The organism is Ensifer sp. M14 (assembly GCF_003355565.1).
Lineage (GTDB): Bacteria > Pseudomonadota > Alphaproteobacteria > Rhizobiales > Rhizobiaceae > Ensifer.
In genome coordinates, this window is the sequence record NZ_QJNR01000004.1 from 298996 (window position 1) to 323762 (window position 24767).

General features: G+C 62.4%; 28 protein-coding genes. 21 read left to right on the forward strand and 7 right to left on the reverse strand.

Annotated elements, in window-relative coordinates:
- Window positions 1–37: 37 nt before the first annotated feature.
- The 6 genes from pmtA to BLJAPNOD_RS01545 all read left to right on the forward strand — a co-directional run bounded on the left by pmtA (window position 38) and on the right by BLJAPNOD_RS01545 (window position 3881).
- On the forward strand, window positions 38–640 hold the full coding sequence (gene pmtA, locus BLJAPNOD_RS01520) for a phospholipid N-methyltransferase PmtA (protein WP_077503063.1): 603 nt from the start codon (window positions 38–40) through the stop codon (window positions 638–640).
- Between the two features lie 12 nt (window positions 641–652).
- On the forward strand, window positions 653–1237 hold the full coding sequence (locus BLJAPNOD_RS01525; protein ID WP_115418673.1) for a histidine phosphatase family protein: 585 nt from the start codon (window positions 653–655) through the stop codon (window positions 1235–1237).
- A 7-nt stretch (window positions 1238–1244) separates the two neighbouring features.
- On the forward strand, window positions 1245–1949 hold the full coding sequence (pyrF, locus tag BLJAPNOD_RS01530) for an orotidine-5'-phosphate decarboxylase (protein ID WP_115418674.1): 705 nt from the start codon (window positions 1245–1247) through the stop codon (window positions 1947–1949).
- 140 nt (window positions 1950–2089) lie between these two features.
- Window positions 2090–2377 carry a DUF1330 domain-containing protein gene (locus tag BLJAPNOD_RS01535; RefSeq protein WP_115421088.1) on the forward strand — a complete coding sequence of 96 codons (288 nt, stop codon included), beginning with the start codon at window positions 2090–2092 and terminating at the stop codon, window positions 2375–2377.
- Between the two features lie 119 nt (window positions 2378–2496).
- Window positions 2497–3477: a complex I NDUFA9 subunit family protein gene (locus tag BLJAPNOD_RS01540; RefSeq protein WP_115418675.1), complete on the forward strand. Its 981-nt coding sequence runs from the start codon at window positions 2497–2499 to the stop codon at window positions 3475–3477.
- 242 nt (window positions 3478–3719) lie between these two features.
- Complete coding sequence (locus BLJAPNOD_RS01545) at window positions 3720–3881, forward strand: hypothetical protein (RefSeq protein WP_115418676.1); 162 nt, start codon at window positions 3720–3722, stop codon at window positions 3879–3881.
- Between the two features lie 98 nt (window positions 3882–3979).
- Here the strand turns inward: BLJAPNOD_RS01545 and BLJAPNOD_RS01550 are convergent, their stop codons facing one another.
- On the reverse strand, window positions 3980–4786 hold the full coding sequence (locus BLJAPNOD_RS01550; protein ID WP_115418677.1) for an undecaprenyl-diphosphate phosphatase: 807 nt from the start codon (window positions 4784–4786) through the stop codon (window positions 3980–3982).
- A gap of 162 nt (window positions 4787–4948) precedes the next feature.
- Here BLJAPNOD_RS01550 and BLJAPNOD_RS01555 point away from each other — a divergent pair, with 162 nt between their 5' ends.
- From BLJAPNOD_RS01555 to BLJAPNOD_RS01600, 10 genes are all read left to right on the forward strand, one after another.
- Window positions 4949–5641, forward strand: coding sequence for a glutathione S-transferase family protein (locus BLJAPNOD_RS01555; RefSeq protein ID WP_077503068.1), 693 nt, complete (start codon window positions 4949–4951; stop codon window positions 5639–5641).
- 10 nt (window positions 5642–5651) lie between these two features.
- Window positions 5652–6824, forward strand: coding sequence for a tRNA epoxyqueuosine(34) reductase QueG (gene queG / locus BLJAPNOD_RS01560; protein ID WP_115418678.1), 1173 nt, complete (start codon window positions 5652–5654; stop codon window positions 6822–6824).
- Entirely contained in the window at window positions 6812–7687 is an 876-nt protein-coding gene (locus BLJAPNOD_RS01565; protein ID WP_115418679.1) for an SDR family oxidoreductase, read from the forward strand. The genes queG and BLJAPNOD_RS01565 overlap by 13 nt, the downstream gene beginning before the upstream one ends.
- Window positions 7688–8158: 471 nt before the next feature.
- Window positions 8159–8533, forward strand: a complete 375-nt coding sequence (locus BLJAPNOD_RS01570; protein ID WP_077503071.1) for a septal ring lytic transglycosylase RlpA family protein — start codon at window positions 8159–8161, stop codon at window positions 8531–8533.
- A gap of 158 nt (window positions 8534–8691) precedes the next feature.
- Window positions 8692–9981, forward strand: a complete 1290-nt coding sequence (locus tag BLJAPNOD_RS01575; RefSeq protein ID WP_115418680.1) for an RsmB/NOP family class I SAM-dependent RNA methyltransferase — start codon at window positions 8692–8694, stop codon at window positions 9979–9981.
- Between the two features lie 199 nt (window positions 9982–10180).
- The gene (locus BLJAPNOD_RS01580; protein ID WP_077503073.1) at window positions 10181–11461 is read left to right on the forward strand and encodes an imelysin family protein; all 1281 of its coding nucleotides are present in this window, start codon (window positions 10181–10183) and stop codon (window positions 11459–11461) included.
- 48 nt (window positions 11462–11509) lie between these two features.
- On the forward strand, window positions 11510–13051 hold the full coding sequence (locus BLJAPNOD_RS01585; RefSeq protein ID WP_115418681.1) for a di-heme oxidoredictase family protein: 1542 nt from the start codon (window positions 11510–11512) through the stop codon (window positions 13049–13051).
- Window positions 13051–14175 carry an imelysin family protein gene (locus BLJAPNOD_RS01590; protein ID WP_115418682.1) on the forward strand — a complete coding sequence of 375 codons (1125 nt, stop codon included), beginning with the start codon at window positions 13051–13053 and terminating at the stop codon, window positions 14173–14175. The genes BLJAPNOD_RS01585 and BLJAPNOD_RS01590 overlap by 1 nt, the downstream gene beginning before the upstream one ends.
- 287 nt (window positions 14176–14462) lie before the next feature.
- Complete coding sequence (locus BLJAPNOD_RS01595) at window positions 14463–15452, forward strand: magnesium transporter CorA family protein (RefSeq protein ID WP_077503181.1); 990 nt, start codon at window positions 14463–14465, stop codon at window positions 15450–15452.
- 81 nt (window positions 15453–15533) lie between these two features.
- Window positions 15534–16625 (forward strand): DUF1513 domain-containing protein, encoded by a 1092-nt coding sequence (locus BLJAPNOD_RS01600; protein WP_115418683.1) that lies wholly within the window; start codon window positions 15534–15536, stop codon window positions 16623–16625.
- Between the two features lie 9 nt (window positions 16626–16634).
- On the opposite strand, the gene BLJAPNOD_RS01605 is transcribed toward BLJAPNOD_RS01600, so the two are convergent.
- Window positions 16635–17189 carry a GNAT family N-acetyltransferase gene (locus tag BLJAPNOD_RS01605; protein WP_115421089.1) on the reverse strand — a complete coding sequence of 185 codons (555 nt, stop codon included), beginning with the start codon at window positions 17187–17189 and terminating at the stop codon, window positions 16635–16637.
- An 84-nt stretch (window positions 17190–17273) separates the two neighbouring features.
- Here BLJAPNOD_RS01605 and BLJAPNOD_RS01610 point away from each other — a divergent pair, with 84 nt between their 5' ends.
- From BLJAPNOD_RS01610 to BLJAPNOD_RS01630, 5 genes are all read left to right on the forward strand, one after another.
- Window positions 17274–17726, forward strand: coding sequence for a TspO/MBR family protein (locus BLJAPNOD_RS01610; protein WP_077503077.1), 453 nt, complete (start codon window positions 17274–17276; stop codon window positions 17724–17726).
- 85 nt (window positions 17727–17811) lie between these two features.
- Complete coding sequence (locus BLJAPNOD_RS01615; protein ID WP_077503078.1) at window positions 17812–18264, forward strand: PaaI family thioesterase; 453 nt, start codon at window positions 17812–17814, stop codon at window positions 18262–18264.
- Window positions 18261–18899: a 5'-methylthioadenosine/S-adenosylhomocysteine nucleosidase gene (locus BLJAPNOD_RS01620; protein WP_115418684.1), complete on the forward strand. Its 639-nt coding sequence runs from the start codon at window positions 18261–18263 to the stop codon at window positions 18897–18899. The genes BLJAPNOD_RS01615 and BLJAPNOD_RS01620 overlap by 4 nt, the downstream gene beginning before the upstream one ends.
- A gap of 94 nt (window positions 18900–18993) precedes the next feature.
- Window positions 18994–20556 (forward strand): glutamine-hydrolyzing GMP synthase, encoded by a 1563-nt coding sequence (gene guaA, locus BLJAPNOD_RS01625; protein ID WP_115418685.1) that lies wholly within the window; start codon window positions 18994–18996, stop codon window positions 20554–20556.
- Between the two features lie 14 nt (window positions 20557–20570).
- Complete coding sequence (locus BLJAPNOD_RS01630; RefSeq protein WP_115418686.1) at window positions 20571–21338, forward strand: class I SAM-dependent methyltransferase; 768 nt, start codon at window positions 20571–20573, stop codon at window positions 21336–21338.
- 70 nt (window positions 21339–21408) lie between these two features.
- On the opposite strand, the gene BLJAPNOD_RS01635 is transcribed toward BLJAPNOD_RS01630, so the two are convergent.
- The 5 genes from BLJAPNOD_RS01635 to BLJAPNOD_RS01655 form a co-directional block, all read right to left on the reverse strand.
- Complete coding sequence (locus BLJAPNOD_RS01635) at window positions 21409–22266, reverse strand: sigma-70 family RNA polymerase sigma factor (RefSeq protein WP_115418687.1); 858 nt, start codon at window positions 22264–22266, stop codon at window positions 21409–21411.
- Complete coding sequence (locus BLJAPNOD_RS01640) at window positions 22263–23159, reverse strand: alpha/beta fold hydrolase (protein ID WP_115418688.1); 897 nt, start codon at window positions 23157–23159, stop codon at window positions 22263–22265. The genes BLJAPNOD_RS01635 and BLJAPNOD_RS01640 overlap by 4 nt, the downstream gene beginning before the upstream one ends.
- A 72-nt stretch (window positions 23160–23231) precedes the next feature.
- Complete coding sequence (locus tag BLJAPNOD_RS01645; RefSeq protein WP_115418689.1) at window positions 23232–23546, reverse strand: EthD family reductase; 315 nt, start codon at window positions 23544–23546, stop codon at window positions 23232–23234.
- A gap of 49 nt (window positions 23547–23595) precedes the next feature.
- Window positions 23596–23901, reverse strand: a complete 306-nt coding sequence (locus BLJAPNOD_RS01650; RefSeq protein ID WP_077503085.1) for an antibiotic biosynthesis monooxygenase family protein — start codon at window positions 23899–23901, stop codon at window positions 23596–23598.
- A gap of 237 nt (window positions 23902–24138) precedes the next feature.
- On the reverse strand, window positions 24139–24735 hold the full coding sequence (locus BLJAPNOD_RS01655) for a TetR/AcrR family transcriptional regulator (protein ID WP_115418690.1): 597 nt from the start codon (window positions 24733–24735) through the stop codon (window positions 24139–24141).
- Between the last annotated feature and the right edge of the window lie 32 nt (window positions 24736–24767).

Here is a 24767-nt window from a genome sequence, read left to right on the forward strand (position 1 = left end):
CGATCCGTATGAGAGGACGACGGTTTTGAGGGGTTCAATGAATTTGCGCGTGAAGGTGAAGGAACGGCTAGGCCGGAAATTCGACGAGGAGATCCGTTTCTTCAAGGGGTGGATGAGCAATGCGAAGGCGGTCGGGGCCATCCTGCCGACGTCTTCCGTCACGGCGCGCCGCATGGCGAGCGTCATCAATCCCCATTCCGGGCTGCCGGTTCTTGAACTCGGCCCCGGAACCGGCGTCATCACCAAGGCGATCCTGGAGCGCGGCATCGCACCGGAAGATCTGGTGTCGGTCGAATACTCCACCGACTTCTACCAGCAGCTCAAGGCGAATTTCGCCGACGTCAACTTCATCAACGGCGATGCGTTCGACCTGAAGCAGACGCTTGGCGCAATGAAGGACCGAACCTTCGACAGCGTCATCTCCGCCGTGCCGCTGCTCAATTTCCCGATGTACCGTCGCGTCGAGCTGATCGAGGATCTCTTGTCTCGTATCCCGATCGGCCGACCTGTCGTGCAGATTTCCTACGGTCCGCTGTCGCCGGTCGTCGCCATGCCCGATCGCTACAGCATCCAGCATCTCGACTTCGTCGTGCGCAACATTCCGCCGGCGCAGCTCTGGGTCTATCGCAAGGCGCACTGACGGAGCACGACCTTGTTCGGCCTTTACATCACGCACCCGCAGGTGCAGATCGATCCGGCAGTTCCCGTGCCGAAATGGGGACTGTCGGAGATCGGACGCGCGCGAGCGGAGGTAACGGCACAGCAGCCCTGGGTTCGGTCGCTCGGGCGGATCGTCTCGAGCGACGAGACCAAGGCGATCGAGACGGCGAAACTTTTAGCCGGCGCTGCCGGCGTCACTGTGGAAATCGACAACACGATGGGCGAAAACGATCGCTCGGCCACCGGCTTCCTGCCGCCTCCCGAATTCGAGAAGGCGGCGGACTGGTTCTTTGCCAACCCGGACGAAAGCTTCACCGGCTGGGAGCGCGCCATCGACGCGCAGGCCCGTATTTCGGCTGCCGTCTTTCGCATCCTTGACGAACACGACCCCAAAATCCCCATTGCCTTCGTCGGCCATGGCGGTGTCGGCACCCTCTTGAAGTGCAAGCTGGGTGGGTCTGCCATCAGCCGGAGCGCCGACCAGAAGGGCGGCGGTGGCGGCAATCTCTTCGCGTTCCGCCTTGCGGATCGCGCCCTCACATGCGACTGGACCCCGATGGAATTCTGGCAGGGGTGACCGCGACATGACCGAGACCGCACGCGACCGACTGATCGTCGGCCTGGACCTTCCGACAATCGCTAAGGCCGAAAAGATCGTCACCACGCTTGGTGACGACGTGGTCTTCTACAAGATCGGCTACCAGCTGGTGTTTGCCGGCGGCCTCGAGTTCGCCCGCGATTTGGCGGCAAGCGGCAAGAAGGTCTTCCTCGACATGAAACTGCTCGACATCGACAACACGGTGGCCAAGGGCGTCGAGAACATCGTCAAGATGGGCATGTCGATGCTGACATTGCACGCCTATCCCAAAGCGATGAAGGCAGCCGTCGAAGCGGCCAGGGGATCGGACCTCTGCCTGCTTGGCGTTACAGTGCTCACCTCGATGGACGAGCAGGACGTGATCGACGCCGGCTATGAATATGACCCGCACACGCTGGTGCTGCGCCGCGCCGAACAGGCGCGTGCCGCCGGCATGGGCGGCATCGTGTGCTCGGCCGAGGAATCCTCAGCCGTGCGCAAGATCATCGACCCCGACATGGCACTGGTGACCCCCGGCATCCGCCCGGCAGGCAGCGACAAGGGCGACCAGAAGCGCGTCATGACGCCAGCAGATGCCCTGAAGGCCGGATCGAGCCACCTGGTCGTCGCGCGCCCAATCGTCGCAGCCGCCGACCCGCTTGTCGCCGCGCGGGGCATTCTCGACGAGATGACCGGCGCGCTTTCGCGCTGACCATGGCACCCTCTTGCAACAGGTCGGCGATCCGTCTCGTGTATCGCCCACTTCTGCAACCGTTGCGCTTGACCTCGCTCGGGATTTGCCGGAAGTAACACTCCCGTCTGCTTTTGATGCCTGAAGACGAGGAGTTCAGCATGGCAAAAGGATACTGGATCGCACGGGTCGATGTGCGGGACCCGGAGCGCTATAAGGACTATGTGGCGGCGGCAAAGCCTGCCTTCGAGAAATACGGCGCCAACTTCCTGGCGCGCGGCGGTCAGTTCGAGCGCCTGGAAGGCGGGGTTCGCGCCCGCAACGTGGTCATCGAGTTTCCGTCGCTGCAGGCCGCCGTCGACTGTTACAATTCGCCCGAGTACCAGATTGCCGCTGCGATCCGCCAAGAGGTGGCTGACGCCGAGATGGTGGTCGTCGAAGGTATCTGAAGCTCAAGCGCCACAATCTGCGGCAACGCCGCCCGCCGCGAGGATTGGCCTTCACCTCTCGCGGCTGTTGGGCTATGTAGCAGACAATTCTTCCAAATGAGATCAGGAGTGCGTTTCCCATGACCTTGTCCAACCTTCCGCCGCTGGTGACGATTTTCGGCGGATCCGGGTTCGTCGGCCGTCATGTCGTGCGCGCGCTTGCCAAGCGCGGCTATCGCATCCGCGTCGCCGTTCGCCGTCCCGATCTTGCCGGCCACCTGCAGCCGCTCGGCAATGTCGGCCAGATCTCCTTCGTCCAGGCCAACCTGCGCTATCGCAAGTCGGTCGACCGCGCCGTCGAAGGCTCCGACCATGTCATCAACTGTGTCGGCGTCCTGTTCGAGAGCGGCCGCAACACCTTCGACGCCGTGCAGGATTTCGGCGCCCGCGCCGTTGCGGAAGCTGCCCGCAATGTCGGCGCGAAGCTCACGCACATTTCGGCGATCGGCGCCGACGCCAAATCGGAATCGAGCTACGCCCGCACCAAGGGCCGTGCCGAGGCCGCAATCCGCGAAACGCTGCCGGACGCGATCATCCTGCGCCCGTCGATCGTCTTCGGACCGGAAGACGGCTTCTTCAACAAGTTTGCCCAGATGGCTCGGTTCGCACCGGCCCTGCCGCTGATCGGCGGCGGCAACACCAAGTTCCAGCCCGTCTATGTTACCGACGTCGCCGAAACCGTTGCCCGCTCGGTCGACGGAAAGCTGACGCCCGGCGCCACCTACGAGCTTGGCGGACCGGACGTGCTCACCTTCCGCGAATGTCTCGAGATCATGCTGCAGACGATCGACCGCAAGCGCCCGCTGGTCTCGATCCCCTTCGGCATTGCGTCGATGATGGGCAGTGTCGCGTCGATGATCCCCTTCGTCACGCCACCGATCACGCCCGACCAGGTGGTGTTGCTGAAATCCGACAATATCGTCTCGGCCAAGGCCGAATCCGAAGGTCGCACGCTTCGCGGCGTCGGCATCGCCCCGACGATGCTGGAATCGATCCTGTCGACCTATCTCGTGCGCTATCGCCCGCAGGGCCAGTACACGCGCAGCGGTCGCGCCGCCTGAGCAACCAGCCTCGGAAGGCCTTTTCCAACGCCGTCGGCCCTGCCGGCGGCGTTTTTCGTTGTGTCATCCAGGCAACAGCGTTGCAGTTCTGCCGCAGTCACAAAAGCGAATGGCATTTACCGCAGATTCAACATGTCCTGATATTGATCAAGACATATCCAACGCATAAAAACCGCCCCGCGCCCCGATCGCAAAGTTAAGTCTCGGCGGCGACAACATCACTCTCGAAAGGCATAGCGTCCATGGGCAAGTCGATCGCAATCTTTTTTGCGTGTGCGGCACTGATCATTCTGGCCGGCTCATTCGTCGCGCCGAATACGGTCGCGAGCAGCCGCAAGGGATGCACGCCGGCCTATGGCGTCGACCCGTGCACGACGGCGTCGATCGACCTTTCCGGCAAGTAAGCCGGCGCCCACGGGGCGATAAGCATTAAGTTATTGGCGGGGGCCAGGGACCGCGTGCGTTTCATCTGAAACGCACGCGGTTTTGTTTTTGGTATTTCTCAGCCGAGCATCCAGAGGCCGACGAGGCCGGCCGTGCCGACGACGATGCGCCAGATCGCAAACGGCGTGAAGCCGCGGCGCGAGACAAAGTCGAGCAGCGAGCGCACGACGAAGATACCGGCGACGAACGCCGCGATGAAGCCGACCGCGATGACGGTGAAATCGTCGAACGACAGCGCATCACGGTTCTTGTAGAGATCGAGTGTAAAGGCGCCGAGCATCGTCGGCATGGCCAGGAAGAACGAAAACTCCGCCGCCGACCGCTTGTCCGTGCCCATCAGCAGCGCACCGGCAATGGTCGCGCCCGAGCGCGACGTGCCGGGAATCATTGCCAGGCACTGGAACAGGCCGATCTTCAGCGCCAGCGATGGCGGGTAGTCCATGACATCGGTGTAGCGCGGCGTCAGCGGCAGGCGATCGATCGCCAGCAGGATGAAACCGCCGACGATGAGCACGAGGCAGATCAGCACCGGCGTTTCGAACAGCACGGTCTTGATGAAGTCATGGGCAATTGCGCCGATGACGGCAGCCGGCAGGAAGGCAAGCAGCACCGACACGACGAAACGACGGGCCTTGACGCTCGTCGGCAACGCCAGCGCGATCGACAGAAGCCTCTGGAAATAGACGAGCAGGATCGCCAGGATGGCGCCGAGCTGTATCAGAACGGCGAAGGTGTTGCCCGGCGACCGGAAGCCGAGGAAATGCCCGGCAAGGAGCACATGCGCCGTCGAAGACACCGGAATGAACTCCGTCAGCCCCTCGATGAGGCCGAGGACGAGCGCGCTGATGATCGATTGATCCGCCATATATAAGAATTTCCTGACAAGTTTTGGAGTGGGAGGAAAAGGCTGATTCGCTTGTGTTTGCCACCACAAGTTCCTATAGCTTTTTCTGATGAGCCGTGGCCAGACGCATGCGCCGCCACGCGGACGTCCCCTGAAAAAAGACCATAAGAAGCCAGATCATCGATGCCGACACTGTACCATCACCCCATGTCATCCGCTTCGCGGTTCGTGCGCCTGATCCTTTCGGAATATGGCTACCAGACGGAATTGACCGAGGAACAACCGTGGGAAAACCGGCGGGACTTTCTGACGCTGAATCCGGCCGGCACGTTACCGGTCTATGTTGACGACAGTATGAGGGCGCTCTGTGGCGCCACGATCATCTCGGAATATCTCGACGAGACGAACGGCATCATGAAACGGGATCGGCGGCTTCTGGCGGAGGATCCGTTCCAGCGCGCCGAGATCCGTAGGCTTGCCGAATGGTTCCTGCACAAGATGGAAGCCGACGTGACGCGGCCGCTGGTGCGCGAACGGATCTACAAGCTGCAGATGACGCCGGACCAGGGCGGCGGCGCGCCTGACAGCAAGGTGCTGCGCACCTCTCGCGCCAACATCCGCCAGCACATGAAGTATCTGTCGTGGCTTGCGGGCTCGCGCCCCTGGCTTGCCGGCGACCGGATTTCCTATGCCGATCTTGCGGCGGCAGCGACGGTTTCGGTGCTCGACTATCTCGGCGAGATCGACTGGTCGGACGCGCCGACCGCCAAGGAATGGTACGTGCGGCTGAAGTCTCGCCCCTCCTTCCGCCCGCTGCTCGCCGAGCGCGTGCGCGGCATCACTCCGGTTCCGCACTATGCGGATCTCGATTTCTGAGGGTAATGTCGTGCCCGGCAGTGCTGCCAAGGCTGATAACCAGGAGCGACGGCGGCAGAAGCTGACGGACTTCCTGAAGGCCGAGGCGGCCGACAAGGGTTTCGACGTCTGTCGCATCACCCGGCCCGATGCCATACCGGAGGCGCCGGCGCGCCTTGCGGATTTCCTCGAAGAGGGTTTCCATGGCACGATGGAGTGGCTCGCCGAAACGGCGGAGCGCCGCGCCGACCCGCGAGCCCTCTGGGGCGACGTGCGCTCGGTGGTGATGTTCGGCATGAACTACGGCCCCGAGGAAGACCCGCGCGGCATCCTCGACCAGCCGGATCGCGGCGCCATCTCCGTCTATGCCCAGAACCGCGATTATCACGACATCATCAAGGGCCGGCTGAAAGAGGTCGCGACCCGCTTTGCCGCGCGTGCCGGTGAGGATGTGAAGGTGTTCGTCGACACGGCACCGGTGATGGAAAAGCCGCTCGCCGAGAAGGCCGGGCTCGGCTGGCAGGGCAAGCACACCAATCTCGTCAGCCGCGAATTCGGCTCCTGGCTGTTTCTCGGCAGTCTGTTCACCACGGCGGACCTTGCCTTCGACGCAGCCGAGCGCGACCATTGCGGCTCCTGCCGTGCCTGCGTCGATGCCTGTCCCACCGCTGCCTTTCCGGCCCCATACAAGATCGACGCGCGCCGCTGCATTTCCTACCTGACGATCGAGCACAAGGGACCGATCGACCCGGCACTGCGTCCACTCATCGGCAATCGCATCTATGGCTGCGACGACTGTCTTGCCACCTGCCCGTGGAACAAGTTCGCGCGAACGGCATCCGAGATGAAGCTGAAGGCGCGCGACGATCTGAAGGCGCCGTCTCTCGCCTTTCTGCTGACCCTCGACGATCCGACCTTCAGAACCTTCTTCTCCGGCTCGCCGGTCAAGCGCATCGGTCGTGACCGCTTCGTCAGAAATGTCTTGATCGCGGCGGGCAATTCCGGCGATGAGAACCTGGTGGAAGCCTGCAAGACGCTGACCGGCGATGCCTCGCCGGTGGTGCGGGCGATGGCGGTATGGGCTTTGTCACGGTTGATTTCGCATGACGCGCTTGCGGCCCATGAGAGGCAGTGCGGCGCGGAGAGCGACGAGGAAGTGTTGTCCGAATGGCAAATGGCGGGAGTGAGCCGATGCATGTCCTAGTTCTTGGTGCCGGCTATTCCGGCATGGCGATCGCGCGCGCACTGGCCGGCAAGGCCGACAGCGTCGCTGGCACGACCCGCAGCGTGGAAAAGGCCGCGAAGCTCGAAAAGGCAGGCATCCGCCCGATCGTCTTTGACGGCGACACAGTCTCAGACGAACTGGCAGCCGCCCTGCGCCAGACGACCCATCTGATCCAGTCGATCGCACCCGGCCGCGACGGCGACCCGATGTTCCGCTCCGGCAGCGCCGACCTTGCTAAGCTGGCTCCTGCCCTTCAGTGGGTCGGCTATCTCTCTACGGTCGGCGTCTACGGCGACCATGGCGGCGCGTGGGTGACGGAAGACATGCTCTCAAAGCCGGTCTCTGCGCGCTCTGTCGAGCGGGTCGAGGCGGAAGATGCCTGGCTCGCCTTCGGCGCGAAGCACGATGTTCCCGTCGCCGTGCTCAGGCTCTCCGGCATCTACGGGCCCGGGCGCAATGCCTTCTGCAATCTTGCGAACGGCACGGCCCGCCGGCTGATCAAGCCCGGGCAGGTGTTCAACCGCATTCGCGTGGAGGATATCGGCGCTGCCACATCCTACCTTTCCGAGGGACTTCAGGGTGGGATCTTCAACATCACCGACAACGAACCGGCACCGCCGCAGGACATCGTTGCCGAGGCCGCCCGGCTGATGGGTGTCGAGCCACCGCCGGAGATGCCGTTCGAAACCGCCGAGCTTTCGCCAATGGCGCGCTCCTTCTATGGCGAGAACAAGCGCGTTTCGAATGCGCGCATGCGGGAAACCGGCTTCGAATTCGCCTATCCGGACTATCGCGTTTCGCTTGCGCAATTGTGGCAGACGGACAGCTGGCGCGGCCAGTGAACAATTGCCGCGCGAAAGGGTCAACATATCCCTTTCGCAATGGAACATTGTCGATTGCATGAACGTTAGTAATGACAATCTCACGGGGGGCTCAATTGTGACCGCCGTGAGATATTCATTCTATACTTTGCGAATTGTGTGCAACCTGAGCGATAGTAACGCGTTTTGAACCATCCGGATTCCGGACATATCGTTCAAATCGAAATTTTTAATGTTTTTTATCGCGAGGTCGATATCTCGGCGCACGTGCGTGCCGCCGCTGATGTTCAACCGCTGATTCCAAAGACCTTCCAGGTGTCGTTTAAACTATTTCAAACAATCTTCGATTTTTAATTTTCGACCTTTTTCAATAAATCCTAATAGAACGTAAATGGTTGAAGCACGTTTTCGCCATTTTTCGCCCCAATTAACGTTGTTCGAAAGAATTAACCAAGAGCCTCCGCCCAAAGGCTCTAACTGAGGGTCGCCAGTTTGACGCCAGCGAAAATCAAGACTGTTGCTGCGGCAGCGCTGTTCACCGCCGGGATCGGCCTCGTTTCCGTTTCCGACAGTCAGGCAGCAGGCGCTGGCTGTGGTGGCGCTTCCTGGTATGCGCTGACCTCCAAGACGGCTTCCGGCGAACGCATGAACGCCGCCCGCCTCACCGCCGCCCATCGCAGTCTGAAATTCGGCACCAAGGTGCAGGTCACCAATAAGCGCAACGGCAAGAGTGTAATCGTTCGCATCAACGATCGTGGGCCGTTCATCCGTGGCCGTGTGATCGATCTTTCCAAGGCCGCCGCCTCGCAGATCGGCATGATCAGCTCCGGCCACGCCAGCATTTGTTATCGCGTCGTCAATTCCTGATCATGGAATACTTCCGTCCGGCATCCGATCCGGGCGGTTCTGCTTTCAGAAATACTGTTCCCCGCGCTCATAACAACCAGCACTGATATTAATCCCGGCCAGCGTCTTGCTCTTCGATGCCATCGCCGTTACCACGGCGAAAAAGGAGTAGATCGAAGATGCGATTGGGCGGCAGGCTCGCTGGAGCCATTGAGGTTCTTGAGGATATCGAAAAGCGGAAGCGCCCGGTCGCCGACGCACTCAAGGACTGGGGCCTTTCCCATCGGTTCGCCGGCTCCGGCGATCGATCGGCGATCGGCAACATCGTCTACGACGCGCTTCGCATGAAGCTCTCCCACGCCCACATGATGGACAGCGATAGCGCCGCCGCTCTCGGCCACGCGGTCATGTACCGTCAGTGGGGCTTTTCGCCCGAGAAGCTCGCAGCGGAACTCGATGGCGACAAGTTCGCGCCGGAGATGCCGTCCGCCGAGATGGCACAGGCCTTCGCCACCCGTCGCCTCGAAGACGCCGCTCCCCATATCCAGGGCGACATTCCCGAATGGGTGCAGGCATCCTTCGAGGAAAACTTCTCGGAGGATTGGCTCGATGAAGCCAAGGCGCTTGCCGGCCGCCCGACGCTCGACCTGCGCGCCAATACGCTCAAGGCAACGCGCGCCAAGGTGCTGAAGGCGCTGGAGCGCAGCGGCGCTGAAGCCGCGACGATCGCGCGCAACGGCATCCGCATTCCAGCCGGCGAAGGCGCCTCGCGCCTGCCCAACGTCACCGCCGAACTCTCCTTCCAGAAGGGCTGGTTCGAAGTCCAGGACGAGGGATCGCAGATCGTGGCCGACCTCGCCTTCCCGCAGGAAGGCGAGCAGGTGCTCGACTATTGCGCCGGCGGCGGCGGCAAGACGCTCGCCATGTCGGCGGCCATGAACAACAAGGGCCAGGTTCACGCCTACGACACCGACCGCAAGCGCCTGGCGCCGATCATCGAGCGGCTGAAGCGCGCGGGAACCCGCAATGTCCAGGTGCATGAATCCACCGAGAGCCTGGCGCCGCTTGCCGGCCGCTTCGACCGGGTTCTCGTCGATGCTCCCTGCACGGGTACCGGAACCTGGCGTCGCCGCCCCGACACCAAATGGCGGCTCAACCAGAAGAACCTCGAAGAGCGCATTTCCCAGCAGGAAGAAGCGCTGGCAAGTGCTGCCCAGTTCGTGCGGCCGGGCGGACACCTGATCTACGTCACCTGCTCGGTGCTTCCCGAGGAAAACGAGGCGCAGGTCTACGGCTTCTGTGAGGATAATCCGGAATTCGAGATCCTGTCGGCCGCCGACATCTGGGCCGGACTGTTCGGTACCGACAAGCCGCAGCCATGGTCCGCGGACATGAAGACGGTGACACTGACGCCGGCCTCGACCGGCACGGACGGTTTCTTCTTCTGCCTGATGCAGCGCAAGGGTTGACGCCTTTTTGACAACCGTCAAAACGCGCGCATCAGATTGAAAACGTTCTAAACTATACACTTTGACACCAGTTTACTTTTGGTTCATGACAATCGGGCTCCGGCGGGTCTGTGGGGGATGTCCAACGACCCTCGCCGAGCGATGACGCCGTCCCGCGGTGTCCGTTCCGGTCCCGCCGGGAAAAGAACAGGAGAGGGTCATGACCAAGAATTTCATCCGCGCCGCGGCGCTGGCGCTCATGACGGCAACGTCGACGCTGGCCCTGCAGCCGGCAGAGGCTGCCACCGATGCAGCCGCCGTCGTCAAGCACTACACCGTCGTTGCACATGCCAAGTTCGAAGATGCGCTGATCACGGCGCAGGCGCTCGACAAGGCGATCGACGCGCTGATCGCGACCCCGAGCGAAGCGACGCTGAAGGCGGCGCGCGAGGCCTGGCTCAAGGCCCGCAACCCGTACCAGGAAACGGAAGTCTACCGCTTCGGCAACGCCATCGTTGACGAGTGGGAAGGCAAGGTCAACGCCTGGCCGCTGGACGAAGGCCTGATCGACTATGTCGACCCGAGCTACGGCAGCGAAAGCGACGAGAACGGCCTGTTCACCGCCAATGTGATCGCCAACAAGGCGATCAAGATCGATGGCAAGGACGTCGATGCCACCAACATCACGCCGGAATTGCTGGCAGGCACCCTCCAGGAAGCCGGCGGCATCGAGGCGAACGTCGCCACGGGCTATCACGCCATCGAATTCCTGCTCTGGGGTCAGGACACGAACGGCACCAAGGCTGGCGCCGGCAACCGCCCCTACACCGATTACGACACCAAGGCCTGCACCGGCGGCAATTGCGACCGCCGTGCCGCCTATCTGAAGGCTGCCTCCGAGCTGCTCGTCTCCGACCTGAAGGAAATGGTCGCCAACTGGACGCCGGATGGTGCGGCGACCAAAGCCGTCGAAGCCGACCCGAAGGCTGGCTTGACCGCCATCCTGACCGGCATGGGATCGCTCTCCTATGGCGAGCTTGCCGGTGAACGCATGAAGCTCGGCCTGCTGCTGCACGATCCGGAAGAAGAGCACGACTGCTTCTCCGACAACACGCACAACTCGCACCTGCATGACGCGATCGGGATCCAGTCGGCCTATACCGGCGACTATACCCGCGTCGACGGCACCAAGCTGACCGGCGCCTCGCTTTCCGAGCTGGTTGCCGCCAAAGATGCGGCTCTCGACAAGGAAATGACCAAGGACCTGGCCACCACCGTCGAGAAGATGCAGGCGATGGCCAAGCGCGCCGAAACCGTCGAGGCCTACGACCAGATGATCGGCGAAGGCAATGCCGAGGGCAATGCCACCGTCCAGGCTGCGATCGACGGACTTATCGCCCAGGCCAAAACCGTGCAGCGCGTCATCGCTTCGCTCGATCTTGGAACAATTGAGCTTGAAGGTTCCGACAGCTTGGATAATCCTAACGCTGTGTTCCAATGAGTTGAAAAGGCGGGCCGCGTCGCAACAACGCGGCCCGATCCTCAGTCGATGAATGCACGGACTGTCCAATTCCTGTCGCGACAGCTCGCAGCGCTGCTCTGCCTGCTTGCAACAGCTGTTTCTGCGTCTGACGACGCCTCCAACCTGCAGCTGACACGCGACGATCTTTCCGAATCCGACCGCAGCCGCGTTGAAACCACCGTCCGGTCAACGACCGACTTTTCCAAAGCCGAGCGATATGAGGCAATGTCCGGTGGCGCCGGGACCTCGATCGCCACTGTCGACCAGGACAGCTTCACGCTGTTTTCCGCCAATCTTGCCTTCTCGGACGAGGAAGCCTTCAAGCTGGGCGATGCGCTCTTCGAGAAACTCTGGGTGTCGTCGCCCTCCTCGACCCAGGCGTCGGATGGATTGGGGCCGCTCTACAACGCCCGGGCCTGTGAAAGCTGTCATCCGCGCGACGGGCGAGGCCGCCCGCCGGAGGGTTCGCCTGACGCCACATCGATGCTCTACCGTCTGGCGCGCGAGCCGCGCAATGAGCGTGAGCGCGAGATGCTGGCCAACTACGATCTGCCGAACTTTCCCGACCCTGTCTATGGTAGTCAGCTGCAGGATAGCGCCGTTCCGGGACTTGCTGCCGAAGGTCATATGAAGATGGCCTACTCGGAGCTGCCGGTGACATTGGCCGACGGCGAACTCGTCTTCCTGCGCAAGCCATCCTATACGGTGACCGACCTGAGCTATGGCGATCTCGACCCCACAACGACGCTCTCGCCTCGCGTAGCACCGCAGATGATCGGTCTCGGGCTGATCGAAGCTATCCATGAGGCCGACATTCTGGCGGGCGCCGATCCCGACGATCGCGACGGCGACGGCATCAGCGGACGCGCGGCGCTCGCCCGCGACCGCAGCACCGGCAACATGATGCTCGGCCGTTTCGGCTGGAAAGCGCAAAACCCGACGATCCGACAGCAGACGGCGGATGCCTTCGCTGCCGACATCGGCCTGTCGACGCCGGATGCCGACCGCAGCCACGGTGACTGCACCCAGGCGCAGACCGCCTGCCTTGCCATGCCCACCGGCGTTCAGGCACGCCTTGGCACCGTCGAGGCGCCTGATCCGGTGCTTGGCCTCGTGACCTTCTACACCGCCAACCTCGCCGTTCCTGCCCGCCGCCAGGCAAGCTTTCCGAAGACATTGCGCGGCAAGCAGGTCTTCTACGAAATCGGCTGCACGGCCTGCCATACGCCGAAATTCGTGACGCGCCGAGATGCCTCTCACAAAGCCCAGGCGTTTCAGTTGATCTGGCCCTATTCCGATTTCCTGTTGCACGACATGGGCGAAGGTCTTGCCGATGGCCAGGCCGTGGGCAGCGCAAACGGCAGCGAATGGCGCACGCCGCCGCTTTGGGGCATCGGCCTGACGAAAACCGTCAGCAGCCACACTTATCTGCTTCACGACGGGCGCGCCCGTAATTTTACGGAAGCCGTTCTCTGGCACGGCGGCGAAGGCCAGGCTGCCCGCGACGCCTTCGCCCGCCTTTCCACGCGCGACCGCCGTGACCTCATCGCATTCCTGGAGTCCCTTTGATGTCCCCCATGCCCTCGCTTGCCTTCGGCCTTGCGCTGACCGCCCTATCCCTGCCCGCGGTGGCGCAGGAAGGAAGTGCGCTGTCGCCGCGCGTCGTCAACGAGGCTGCCGTGCCGGCCGTGATGGCGAAGGCGGTCGACGATTTCATCATCCCCGGCTACCGCAACCTGTCGGAGAAGACCGCGGCGCTGACGAAGACATCGACAGATCTTTGCGAAACGCCGTCGACGGCGTCGAAGGAGAAGGCGCAAGCCGCATTTTCCGAACTCGTGCAGGCCTGGTCCACGGTCGAAATCATCCGTCTCGGACCGGCGCTCGAACAGAACCGCTTCGAGCGCTTCCTGTTCTACCCCGACCGCAAGAGCACGGGCCTGAAGCAGGTGCAGGCCATTCTTGCCAAGAGGGACGAGACGGCGACTGACGTTGCATCGCTCAAGGGCAAGAGCGTTGCGGCGCAAGGACTGGGCGCGCTGGAATACGTGCTCTACGGCAACGGCTCCGAGGTGCTGGCGGGCAAGGAAGGCGATTTCCGCTGCCGCTATGCTATGGCCATCTCTCAGAACCTCGACGCAATCGCCAACGAGTTCCTGGCGGAATGGCAAAAGCCTGACGGCATCCAGGCGGCCTGGAAGAAGCCCGGCCCCGGAAACCCTGAGTTTCGCGACAGCAAGGAAGCGGCAACCGAGCTGCTCGGCATTTTCGTGCATGGCGTCGAAATGGTGAAGGACCAACGGCTGAAGCCGTTCTACGCCGGAACCGTCGATGGCGTCCCGGACAAGGGCCATCCGAAATCGGCGATCTACTGGCGGTCGCAGAACACCATGCCCTCGATCGCCGCCAACATCGCCGGCCTCAAGACCCTGTTCGATGCGGCCGACATGCAAAGCCTGCTTCCCGAAGACAGCCGGTCGGTCGCCGGATCGGCGGACTTCGTCTTCAAATCCGTCATAGGCATCTCCCAGAACATCGACGGTCCGATTGCAGATGCCATTGCCGACGACAAGAGCCGCGCCAAGCTCGATTTTCTCACGCTCAACACCGCCGATCTGCTCGACCGGCTTAACAAGGATTTCGGCGGCGCCATCGGCCTTGGCGCCGGCTTCTCGTTTGCCGACGGCGACTGAGCTGGTCGCCGTCCACCGGCTGCATGTTTTCAGGAAACATGCAGCGTCCCAAGGTGCTCCAGCTACCGTTGCGCGTCTGAAGAGACGCACGGCGCTGGAGGTGTTGACAATCCCCCCGTTTGGGCGCAAAGCGCTCCCCGTGTCCGCTCTCGCGGGCACGTTTCACCACAAGGATCAACTTGCAATGAACCCCGACAGTCGAAGTCGAGCCTTCATGCTCACGACCGTTCGGTCCTGATTGATCAGGGCTTCGTGGCGGTCGGATGACTCGCCCTATGGAGCCCTAAATGCTGCGCATCTACAAAAGCCAGAACAGCCATCTCGTGCTCGTCGATATGCTCGACGGCCTTGCCTCGCCGACGCCTGTCATCTGGTACGATCTGCTCAACCCGTCCGCGGAAGAGACCCGACTGGTCCAGGGCCAGCTCGGTATCGAGATCCCGACCCGCGATGAAATGCAGGAAATCGAGCTGTCCGACCGTCTCTACCAGGAAGACGGCGCCCAGTTCATGACCATGACGGCGGTTGCCAAGCTCGACAGCGATTATCCGGCCAAGGTGCCCGTGACCTTCATCGTCAAGGGCGCAACGCTCGTGACCGTGCGCCACGCCGACCCGAAGCCGTTCCAGACCTATGCCAACAGGCTGCAGAAGGCCAACGGCCAAGTTTGCGAAACGGGCGAACTGGTGATGCTGGGGCTCTTGGAAGCGATGATCGACCGCACCGCCGACGCGCTGGAGCGGGCCGGAAGCGAGGTCGACGGCATTTCGCGTGACGTGTTCCGCAAGACCAATGCCAGCGCCACCAAGAAGACGCGCGACCTGCAGTCGTTGATCGAGCAGATCGGCCAGAAGGGCGACCTCCTGACGATCGTGCGCGAAAGCCTCGTCAGCATCGGTCGCCTGGTCGCCTATCATGTGGCGCTCGAGGGCATCGGTCCACGCAAGGCGGCAAAGGAAAGCCGGCAGCGGATCAAGCTGATCCAGCGCGATGCGACCTCGCTCGGCGACCACGCGCTGTTCCTGTCGAACAAGATCAACTTCCTGCTCGACGCAACGCTCGGCCTGATCAATCTGGAGCAGAACCAGATCATCAAGATCTTCTCGGTCGCCGCCGTCGTGTTCCTGCCGCCGACGCTGGTCGCCTCGATCTATGGCATGAACTTCGAGGTTATGCCGGAGTTGCAATGGCGGTTCGGATACCCCTACGCCCTGGCGCTGATGGTGCTTTCGGCGATCGTGCCGTTCCTCTACTTCAAGCGGCGGGGCTGGCTCTGAAAGAGCAATCTGCTACATCTTAAGAAAGGTCCGGCAGCGGAGTTGCGCTGTCGGCCCGATCAAATGGCAGGCGGGAATGGCATGGGCGCCACCACGGATCTGATCGACCGACGCAACTTCATCAAGATGGCCGGCGCCGCCTGGGTGGCGACGCTCGGGGCTCGCGGCGCCTTTGCCCTTGAACGCGCCGATGCGGTCTTTGCCTCGGCCTTCATGGCCCCGGATGGACGCTACGGCGTTGCCACGCTGACCGAGGCCGGCGAGATCGTCGAGCGCACGGTGCTTCCGGCACGCGCCCACGGCATGGCCCATTCGGCCGCCAGCAAGCGGATGGTGGCCTTCGCGCGCCGCCCCGGCACCTATGCGATGATCCTTTCGACCGACGGCAGCGCCGCACCGGTGGTCATTGCCGCCGCCGAAGGCCGGCACTTCTATGGCCATGGCTGCTTTTCCGCCGATGGCCGGCTGCTCTACGCCACCGAAAACGACTTTGCCGCCAATCGCGGCATGATCGGCATCTATGACGGCAGCAAACATTTCGCCCGCGTCGGCGAGTTCCCGACCTACGGCATCGGCCCGCACGACATGACGCTATCCGTCGATGGTCGCATGCTCGCTATCGCCAATGGCGGCATTGAGACCCATCCGGACTTCGGCCGCACCAAGCTCAACCTCGACCACATGGAGCCGAGCCTGACGCTGGTCGACACCGAGACCGGCGCGCTGGTCCAGAAGCACACGCTGCCTGCCGATCTCAGCCGTCTTTCCACCCGCCATGTCGGTATCGGCCCGAAGGGCGAGATCTGGTTTGCCTGCCAGTATGAAGGCGCCCGCGACGACCTGCCGCCGCTTGTCGGCCATTTCTCCCCCGGCGAAGATCTTGCTTTCGTGTCCCTGCCCGACAGCACCACCGAGGCGCTTGCCAATTATGTCGGCGCCATCGCTGTCAACCGGAACGAGGGTCTGATCGGCTTGACCTCGCCGAAGGGTGGCATTGCCGTGACGCTCGATGCGCGTTCCGGCGTCGTGCTCAGGCAAGAGCACGTGACCGACGCTGCCGGTGTCGCCGCCGCCGATCACGGCTTTGCCGTGTCGTCCTATGACGGCCGCTTCAGGGACCATGAAAACCCCGTCGCCTGGGACCAGCATATCGTCCGGCTCGCTCGGTCCTGACCGCAGGCTTCAGGCCGAAAACCGGCCCTCGCCGGCGAGCTTTGCCAGATTGTCCCATCGGTAGGCGGTCTGGTCGTGGTTTTCGCCGCCGAGGCTGACCTGCGCCTGGCCGACCGCAACGGCACCAAGGCGCTCATAGAATGCCCGGTTCGGATTGCTCGACAGCACCCAGGCAAACAGCGACGCCGCGCGCATCTCCCGGCAATGGGCGGCAACGCTGCGCACCAGTCCCGAGCCGATACCCGCCCCTTGAAACTCCTTCAGAATGTAAAGCGCATAGAGCTCGCGATCGAAACGCGGCGGCATCGAGCGGGCCTTGCCGTAATTGGCAAAGCCGATAACGCGGTGCGTACTCATGTCGACGGCAACCAGATGGAAGACATCGGCAACGCGCATGCGCCTGGCATGGCGAAGCGCCTGCTCCTCGATGCTCATGGCATCGAGAAAGTCATCGGAGATCAGCCCGCGAAAGGTCGATCGCCAGGTTTCGACGATGACGGAGGCGATCATCATGATGTCGTCCGGTCCGGCCGGACGGATGTCGATGCGGCGGAAGCTTTTCATGTCAGAGATATAGGTGGCGTCCCGCCGCTTCGAAACGGCCATCCATGCTGGAAAGCTCTGAAGCGCGCTCTATCTGTCGATGGCATGAACAGAACCCTCGTCTACGCAGTCTTCATCGCAGCCGTCCTCGGTCTCGGGCTTCTCATCGGCTACAACAACATCCCCGGCGAATGGTATCAGGCTCTGGCAAAGCCGGCCTTCAACCCGCCCAACTGGATCTTCGCGCCGGTCTGGTCGATCCTCTATGTGATGATCGGCTTTGTCGGAGCACGGTTGTTTCTCGACCATCGCCGCACTGCGGCCATGCGATTGTGGTTGGCGCAGATGATCCTCAACTTCCTGTGGTCGCCGCTATTCTTTGGCATGCAGGACATCTCCTCGGCCTTGATCGTCATCATCGCTTTGTTGATTGCGGTTGCCGGCGTCATCGTCGCAAGCTGGAACAAGGATCGCGTTTCGGCGCTGCTGTTCCTGCCCTATCTCGCCTGGGTGGCGTTTGCGACAGTGCTCAACGGCTCGATTTTCCTCATGAATTGAGCTTGTCGCACCGGTGCGGCCATGCCACTGTCGCTCAATATGGAAGGCAACGGGCCTTCCGCGACAACCAGGGCCGTAAAGACTGATGGACGACAGCGATCCCCCAGATTTCCGCAGGCGCATCCGGGAGAGCTTCGCACGGCAGGCGGCGATGGAAACGATCGGCGCGGAACTGACATTGGTCGAGCAGGGCACCGTCGAGATCGAACTTCCCTTCGACGACAAGCTGACGCAGCAGCACGGTTTCCTGCATGCGGGCGTGATCTCCGCAGCTCTCGACGCTGCCGGTACCTACGCCGCCTATTCCGTCATCGACCCGGATGCCTCGATCCTGACAATCGAGTTCAAGGTCAACCTCCTGTCGCCGGGACGCGGCGAGCGCTTCCTGTTTCGCGGCGAAGTCACCAAGCCCGGCACGACGATCATCGTCTCCGACGGTCGCGGCTATGCGATCCGCTCGGACGGACCGGCCAAGCTGATCGCCTCGATGACCGGCACGATGATGGTGATCCGCGGACGCGAGGATATCGAAGGATGAGTTTTGCAATGAAGGACGTCGCCGGTCGCCAGGTTCTCTATGTCATGGCCGTCGATGCCGAGTACGGCCCGCATCTGAAGGCGCGGATCGCGCCGCTGATGACCGGCGTCGGCCCGGTCGAAGCCGCCGTGACGCTGACGAAGACGCTGGCCGGCCTAGCCGCCAAAGGCGATCTTCCCGACCTCGTCGTGTCCCTCGGTTCAGCGGGTGCCGCCAGGCTCGAGCAGACCGAAGTCTATCAGGCGATATCGGTCGGCTACCGCGACATGGACGCCTCGGCGCTCGGTTTCGAGAAAGGCGCGACGCCTTTTCTCGATCTTCCCGCCGTCGTGTCGTTGCCGCTGCGCATCCCCGGCGTCAAGGAGGCCAGGCTTTCGACCGGCGCCAACATCGTCTCCGGTATCGCCTATGACGGTATCGACGCCGACATGGTGGAGATGGAGACCTATGCGGTGCTGCGCGCCTGCCAGGCGTTCGATGTGCCGCTGATTGCCCTTCGCGGCATTTCCGACGGCAAGGCCGAGCTCAAGCATGTGAGCGACTGGACGGAGTATTTGCACGTCATCGACGAGAAGCTCGCCGGCGTCATCGACAGGCTTGAGGTGGCGATCGGCACCGGAGAGATCAGGCTCTGAAAGCCCGGGATTGTCCGGGTGCAATCTAATCGTTGCGCAGAAGACGGGCTTTGATTAAAGGCTCGCCATGATCAAGCTTGTTTGAAGGCCCGACATGACCCAGACAGCCCATCCCGACACCGTTCTCATCGTCGATTTCGGCAGCCAGGTGACGCAGCTCATCGCCAGGCGCGTGCGCGAAACCGGTGTTTATTGCGAAATCGTGCCGTTCCAATCGGCGGAAGAAGGTTTTCAGCGGCTGAAGCCGAAGGCCATCATCCTCTCCGGCAGCCCCGCTTCCACCCTCGACATCGGCTCGCCACGCGCGCCGCAGGTGATCTTCGATTCCGGCCTGCCGGTGTTCGGCATCTGCTACGGCCAGCAGACCATCTGCGCCCAGCTCGGCGGCAAGGTCGAGAGCGGCCATCACCGCGAATTCGGCCGCGCCTTCCTCGAAGTCGAGAAGGACTGCGCGCTGTTTGACGGCGTCTGGTCGCTCGGCTCGCGCCACCAGGTGTGGATGTCGCATGGCGACCGCGTCACCGCGATCCCAGAAGGGTTCGAAGTCGTCGCCACCTCGGCCAACGCGCCGTTCGCCTTCATCGCCGACGAGAAGCGCAAGTACTACGCCGTGCAATTCCACCCGGAAGTGGTGCACACGCCTGACGGCGCCAAGCTGATCGCCAACTTCGTGCACAAGATCGCCGGCATCAAGGGCGACTGGTCTATGTCGGCCTACCGCGCCAAGGCGGTGGACGCGATCCGCAAGCAGGTCGGCGACAAGAAGGTGATCTGCGCGCTTTCGGGCGGCGTCGACAGCTCGGTTGCGGCGCTCCTGATCCATGAGGCTGTCGGCGACCAGCTGACCTGCATCCTCGTCGACCATGGTCTGATGCGCAAGGACGAGGCGAAGAATGTCGTCGCCATGTTCCAGGAGCACTACAATCTGCACCTGCTGCACGTCGACGCTTCCGATCGCTTCATCGGCGAACTGGAAGGCCAGATCGATCCGGAGACCAAGCGCAAGATCATCGGACGCCTGTTCATCGAGGTGTTCGAGGAAGAAGCAAAGAAGCTCGGCGGCGCGGATTTCCTTGCCCAGGGCACGCTCTACCCCGACGTCATCGAAAGCGTTTCCTTCACCGGCGGTCCGTCGGTGACGATCAAGTCGCACCACAATGTCGGCGGCCTGCCGGACCGCATGAACATGCAGCTGGTCGAGCCGCTGCGCGAGCTGTTCAAGGACGAGGTCCGCGTGCTCGGCCGCGAACTCGGCCTGCCGGACAGCTTCATCGGCCGCCATCCCTTCCCGGGACCGGGCCTCGCCATCCGTTGCCCGGGCGGCATCAGCCGCGAGAAGCTCGAGATCCTGCGTGAAGCCGATGCGATCTATCTCGACGAGATCCGCAAGGCCGGCCTCTACGACGCCATCTGGCAGGCATTCGCCGTGCTCTTGCCGGTGCAGACCGTCGGCGTCATGGGCGACGGCCGCACCTACGAGTTCGTCTGCGCCCTTCGCGCCGTCACCTCGGTCGACGGCATGACCGCCGACTTCTACCATTACGACATGGAATTCCTCGGCCGTGCCGCAACGCGCATCATCAACGAGGTCCGTGGCATCAACCGCGTGGTCTACGACGTGACGTCGAAGCCACCCGGCACGATCGAGTGGGAATGATCTAGGCCATCTCGATGACGGACAAACTCTATAACGATCCAAGTCTTGTAGAGTTCTACGACATCGAGAACGGCTGGACCGCCGACAGCGAATATCTCAACACCATGGCATCCGGCCGCACCTCGATCCTCGATCTCGGGTGCGGCACCGGCCTTTTGGCAGTGGCTCTCGCGCAAAAGGGCGGCAAACGCGTCGTCGGCGTCGATCCCGCCGCCGCGATGCTCGACGTCGCAAGACAAAGGCCCGGCGGCGACCGTGTGCGGTGGGTCGAGGGCGATGGGCGAACCATCCGCCTGCAAGAGACTTTCGACCTGGTGCTGCTCAGCGGCCATGCGTTCCAGGTCTTCCTCACGCGAGCGGATCAACTTGCAGCTCTGAAGACGATAGCCGAACATCTCTCGCCGCAAGGACATTTCATCTTCGACAGCCGAAATCCTGGGGTCGAAGAGTGGAAGGAATGGACGCCTGCCGAATCCGAGCGGGTTATCGTTCATCCGGGCTTGGGCGAGGTGCTGGCGTGGAACGACGTGCGGCATGACCCGGGGACCGGCGTCGTGGAATACGATACATTCTACCGGATCGCCGCCGACGACAGCACCTGTTCGGCGCAGTCGAAAATTGCCTTCCCGTCATACGAAGACCTCGTCTCGATGATGGAGGAAGCAGGGCTCGTCGTCGAGCAATGGCTTGGCGGCTGGGATGGCAGGCGCTTTGACGCGACTGCACCGGAAATCATACCAATCGGACGATTGGGCGTTCCGCCCGTTTCCCCGCCGCGCTGACCGGCGGCGAATGCCGGCGGCATGATCCTCACGCCGTCGAGCCCAACGATGCGGGCACTCGGCCAGCCCGCTAGTCCAACCGCACCCAATCGATGGCTTCGAGCACATAGGGCGCGAACAGGAAATCCCGGATCCGGATGATCCGGTCTTCCGACCAGCCGATCAGGACAAAATGGGCAGGTCGTTCCATCGGGCCAGTGCTGTCGAAGACCAGCATGGCCGGCTGCCCCTCGACCGCACCGAAAGCGAACTGCCACTTGGTAACCTCGCCGTAGCGGGTAAAATAGGGGGCGATCCTGTCGCGCCCTTCGAGCTGAAGCCGGTTTACCAGATCGAGCTTGACGTCATCGGCGAGCATGGCGCGGATTGCGTCGAAATCGCCGCTCTGAAAGAGGCGGACATAGGCGGCAATCTTCCGCCGGTCGGGCTCTGACATCAGCTGCAGCCTGATGTCTTCGGACGCCCGAGCAATCTCACGCAGGGCAACGCGTCCGCGCTGCAGCGCCGATTTGGCGGCTGCCGACGAGCAGCCCGCGATCCCGGCGATCTCGTCGATCGAATGGCCGAGGACATCCTTGAGGATCACGGCGCAGCGCTGAAGTTCAGGCAACCGCAGAAACGTCTGGAAGCTGACAGCGACGATTTCCGCGTCGGGTATCGGCGCCGCCTCGACGTCCTCGGTAAGCGAAACGACCGTGTTGCGCGACCGCTCGCGCAGGAAATCGAGGCACGTGTTGTGGGCGATGCGAAACAGCCAGCCCTCGAGGTTGTCGACCTCGACGCCCTGGGCGCGTGCGTTCAGCGCCTTGACGAGCGTGTCCTGCAACACATCCTCGCCATTAACCGCCGAACCCGTCATGCGCGCGCAATAGCGATGGAGGCGCGGTCTGAGCGCGTTCAGACGGTCTTCGAACGGGTCCGTGTTCATGCAACGAGACCTTCGGCACCGACCCGTTCCGCTTGGGACGATGTGCTGATTTCGATCAGTATCGTCGACAGCTTGGCCGGTTGCGACAGGAATGGCGAGTGGCTGCTCTCCAAAGTGTGGGTCGTTGTCTTGCCGCCGATCGCACCATCCATAGTCGCGATCATGTGATCCTGGCCAGCCAGAGGAACCGCGCAATCCCGAGTGGTGCGGACGTAGTGGCGCGGCACGCTGCCAAATCGTTCAGGCGTAATTTCCGATGGTGCCAAGGCGCCGGCATTCGATTCGTCGTAATGCAGGTGTGACGCCGCATGCGCGAATTCAGCCTCCGAGACATCGTCATAAAACGAAGCCTTGAGAAGCGACCGATAGGCTTCGTCCGTCGATCCCGGATTGATCCTTGTCGCGCCGATGGCGACGGGGTCACCCACGAACAGTCCGGGCGACAGAGCTGACGACATGGTCTCGTGCTGGAGCATCGCCAGCAACGGCATGCCATTCGGCACCATGAACCCGGCGATATAGACGACCGCGGAAAGCAGGGTCGGAATCCGTTCGGCGACTGCCGAAACCGTCATCCCCCCGGCCGAATGCCCAACCAGAATGACCTTGCCGCCGCTGAGTGCGGCCGCCTCTTCTACCAGTTCGACAACTGCCTCCGTCCTCTCCAGCTGCGTCATGCCGGCGCTGGGTGACGGTTCGGTGGCAAACGTTGCGGGGTCGAACGGGAAAAGGCCGAGCGACGGTGGGGCGATGGCATTGACCCCTGCGCCAGGGAGGTCAAGCGTCAAAGCCGAGAAGCCATTGGCGTCCAAGATCGGCGTCACCTTGTTCCATGTCGAGCGGTCGTGCCAACCGCCATGGACGAGGACAAAAACTGTTTTGATCACGGTCATTCCCTCAGGTCCCCTCTACTCTGACCATACGATATTTGCGGCCTGTGCAAACGGCCAACCGCCAGCATCTGTTCAAACGTCCCTGTCATCGAAAAGGAACATTTGAACGCCCGAGTCGTCGGGCGCAAAAAGCCGTCGGTCCGCCGCAGCCGCCTGGCCCTCCGGGCTCGCGAACGCCTTTTTAATCGCGGCAAGGTCGTCGAAATGCAGCGTTCCGATGCGATGAATGCTTGATGGTCCGACTGGCGTTGCGATCGGACCGTCGCTGACCTCATATTTCCGGAGCCCCGGGATCTTCTTGGCGAGAGGCACGTGGATCTCGAAGTAATGCCGGTCGAATGCCTCGACGTTCTCGGGTGTTGGGTAAATCACGACCATGCGGGCCATTGCGGCTCCTCCGTTGCTTATGTGGCGCAAACCTGTGTGCTGCCGATCCTCACCGGGCTTCGCCAAACACCGCCGAGCCGACGATCGTTTCGAGGCTCGCCATCTCAAGAATCTCAGGGAAATAGGCTTGCATGCGCGGGTCGCTGCGCATCGCCTCAACGGCTGCAGGGCTCTCCCACTCGGAATAGATGACGACGCCGGCGCCGTCGTTTGCGGCGATCAACCGGGTCGCCTTCCAGCCTTCAAGCGTGCGGACGACCGTGTCGGTGTTGCGCTTCAAGAGCGCCACCAGCGCATCCTGCTTCCCTGGTTTGACCTTCAGCAGATTGATCAAGATGACGGGTTCGTCGGACATGACATGTCTCCTTTTGTTTCTGACACATCAAGGACGACGGAGAGAGCGAAAACGGATCGCGGCGCTTTGAAAAATTTTGGGGGACCGGTTCACGGCGGAGGGGCTTGCCGACGGGATACGGCGCCGCAATGGCAGACAGCATGCGTCCCCTCGGACGAACTCCCGATGCAGGCTCCGCGCCATGGAGGCGAGCCGCCACTGCTGGATCTGAGATCGGAAATGCGGAAGCGCCTTCGTCTAGCCCGCGATCGTGTGGGGCGTCACCGCCGCGCGCAAGAGCCGCATGAACAGCCTTGTGTTGTCTCCGAGATCGGGCTCCGCGCCGCGCATCTCCTTGATACCGCTCATCGCCGCGAGAATTATGCCGGCAAGATCGGCAGGCTCGGTATCAACCGTATCCAGGTTGATGTCCCCCTTGTCCGCAGCTTCGCGCAGAGCCAGCGACAACAGGTCGAGGAAGCGTTGCCGCGTCTCCAGCGTAATATCGGCAGCCAGCGCCATATTGATCTCGAACAGTTCCCTTGCATCCGCACTGGCGCCCAGAGGAACGATCAGTCCCCTTTGAAAAGTCGTGACCGCTGCTTCGATGCGGTCGAAAACGCTGCCCTGCCCTTTCAGCGCCACCTCGACCTCGACCATCGTCTGCCTGTGCGCGCGGGCGGAACCGGCCCGAAACACGTCCTCCTTGCTGCTGAAGCTGAGATAGAGCGAGGCCCGCGAAATCCCGGCAGCGCGGGCGATGTCGGCCATCGTCGTCTTGCGGATGCCGTAGCGTACAAACACCGGCAATGCGGCATCGAGAATCTGCATCGTTTTTGGATCAGTCGGCATCATTGAGACACATTGACATTTCGGGTCCAAAGTGT

Coding starts and splice junctions, on each gene's coding strand:
- BLJAPNOD_RS01630 (WP_115418686.1), top strand. CDS start 20,571: ATGACGGACAAACTCTATAACGATCCAAGTCTTGTAGAGTTCTACGAC.
- BLJAPNOD_RS01650 (WP_077503085.1), bottom strand. CDS start 23,901: ATGTCCGACGAACCCGTCATCTTGATCAATCTGCTGAAGGTCAAACCA.
- guaA (WP_115418685.1), top strand. CDS start 18,994: ATGACCCAGACAGCCCATCCCGACACCGTTCTCATCGTCGATTTCGGC.
- BLJAPNOD_RS01545 (WP_115418676.1), top strand. CDS start 3,720: ATGGGCAAGTCGATCGCAATCTTTTTTGCGTGTGCGGCACTGATCATT.
- BLJAPNOD_RS01550 (WP_115418677.1), bottom strand. CDS start 4,786: ATGGCGGATCAATCGATCATCAGCGCGCTCGTCCTCGGCCTCATCGAG.
- pyrF (WP_115418674.1), top strand. CDS start 1,245: ATGACCGAGACCGCACGCGACCGACTGATCGTCGGCCTGGACCTTCCG.
- BLJAPNOD_RS01610 (WP_077503077.1), top strand. CDS start 17,274: ATGAACAGAACCCTCGTCTACGCAGTCTTCATCGCAGCCGTCCTCGGT.
- BLJAPNOD_RS01640 (WP_115418688.1), bottom strand. CDS start 23,159: ATGACCGTGATCAAAACAGTTTTTGTCCTCGTCCATGGCGGTTGGCAC.
- BLJAPNOD_RS01580 (WP_077503073.1), top strand. CDS start 10,181: ATGACCAAGAATTTCATCCGCGCCGCGGCGCTGGCGCTCATGACGGCA.
- BLJAPNOD_RS01635 (WP_115418687.1), bottom strand. CDS start 22,266: ATGAACACGGACCCGTTCGAAGACCGTCTGAACGCGCTCAGACCGCGC.
- BLJAPNOD_RS01605 (WP_115421089.1), bottom strand. CDS start 17,189: ATGAAAAGCTTCCGCCGCATCGACATCCGTCCGGCCGGACCGGACGAC.
- BLJAPNOD_RS01540 (WP_115418675.1), top strand. CDS start 2,497: ATGACCTTGTCCAACCTTCCGCCGCTGGTGACGATTTTCGGCGGATCC.
- BLJAPNOD_RS01585 (WP_115418681.1), top strand. CDS start 11,510: ATGAATGCACGGACTGTCCAATTCCTGTCGCGACAGCTCGCAGCGCTG.
- pmtA (WP_077503063.1), top strand. CDS start 38: ATGAATTTGCGCGTGAAGGTGAAGGAACGGCTAGGCCGGAAATTCGAC.
- BLJAPNOD_RS01600 (WP_115418683.1), top strand. CDS start 15,534: ATGGGCGCCACCACGGATCTGATCGACCGACGCAACTTCATCAAGATG.
- BLJAPNOD_RS01645 (WP_115418689.1), bottom strand. CDS start 23,546: ATGGCCCGCATGGTCGTGATTTACCCAACACCCGAGAACGTCGAGGCA.
- BLJAPNOD_RS01620 (WP_115418684.1), top strand. CDS start 18,261: ATGAGTTTTGCAATGAAGGACGTCGCCGGTCGCCAGGTTCTCTATGTC.
- BLJAPNOD_RS01595 (WP_077503181.1), top strand. CDS start 14,463: ATGCTGCGCATCTACAAAAGCCAGAACAGCCATCTCGTGCTCGTCGAT.
- BLJAPNOD_RS01575 (WP_115418680.1), top strand. CDS start 8,692: ATGCGATTGGGCGGCAGGCTCGCTGGAGCCATTGAGGTTCTTGAGGAT.
- BLJAPNOD_RS01655 (WP_115418690.1), bottom strand. CDS start 24,735: ATGATGCCGACTGATCCAAAAACGATGCAGATTCTCGATGCCGCATTG.
- BLJAPNOD_RS01535 (WP_115421088.1), top strand. CDS start 2,090: ATGGCAAAAGGATACTGGATCGCACGGGTCGATGTGCGGGACCCGGAG.
- BLJAPNOD_RS01555 (WP_077503068.1), top strand. CDS start 4,949: ATGCCGACACTGTACCATCACCCCATGTCATCCGCTTCGCGGTTCGTG.
- BLJAPNOD_RS01590 (WP_115418682.1), top strand. CDS start 13,051: ATGTCCCCCATGCCCTCGCTTGCCTTCGGCCTTGCGCTGACCGCCCTA.
- BLJAPNOD_RS01565 (WP_115418679.1), top strand. CDS start 6,812: ATGCATGTCCTAGTTCTTGGTGCCGGCTATTCCGGCATGGCGATCGCG.
- BLJAPNOD_RS01615 (WP_077503078.1), top strand. CDS start 17,812: ATGGACGACAGCGATCCCCCAGATTTCCGCAGGCGCATCCGGGAGAGC.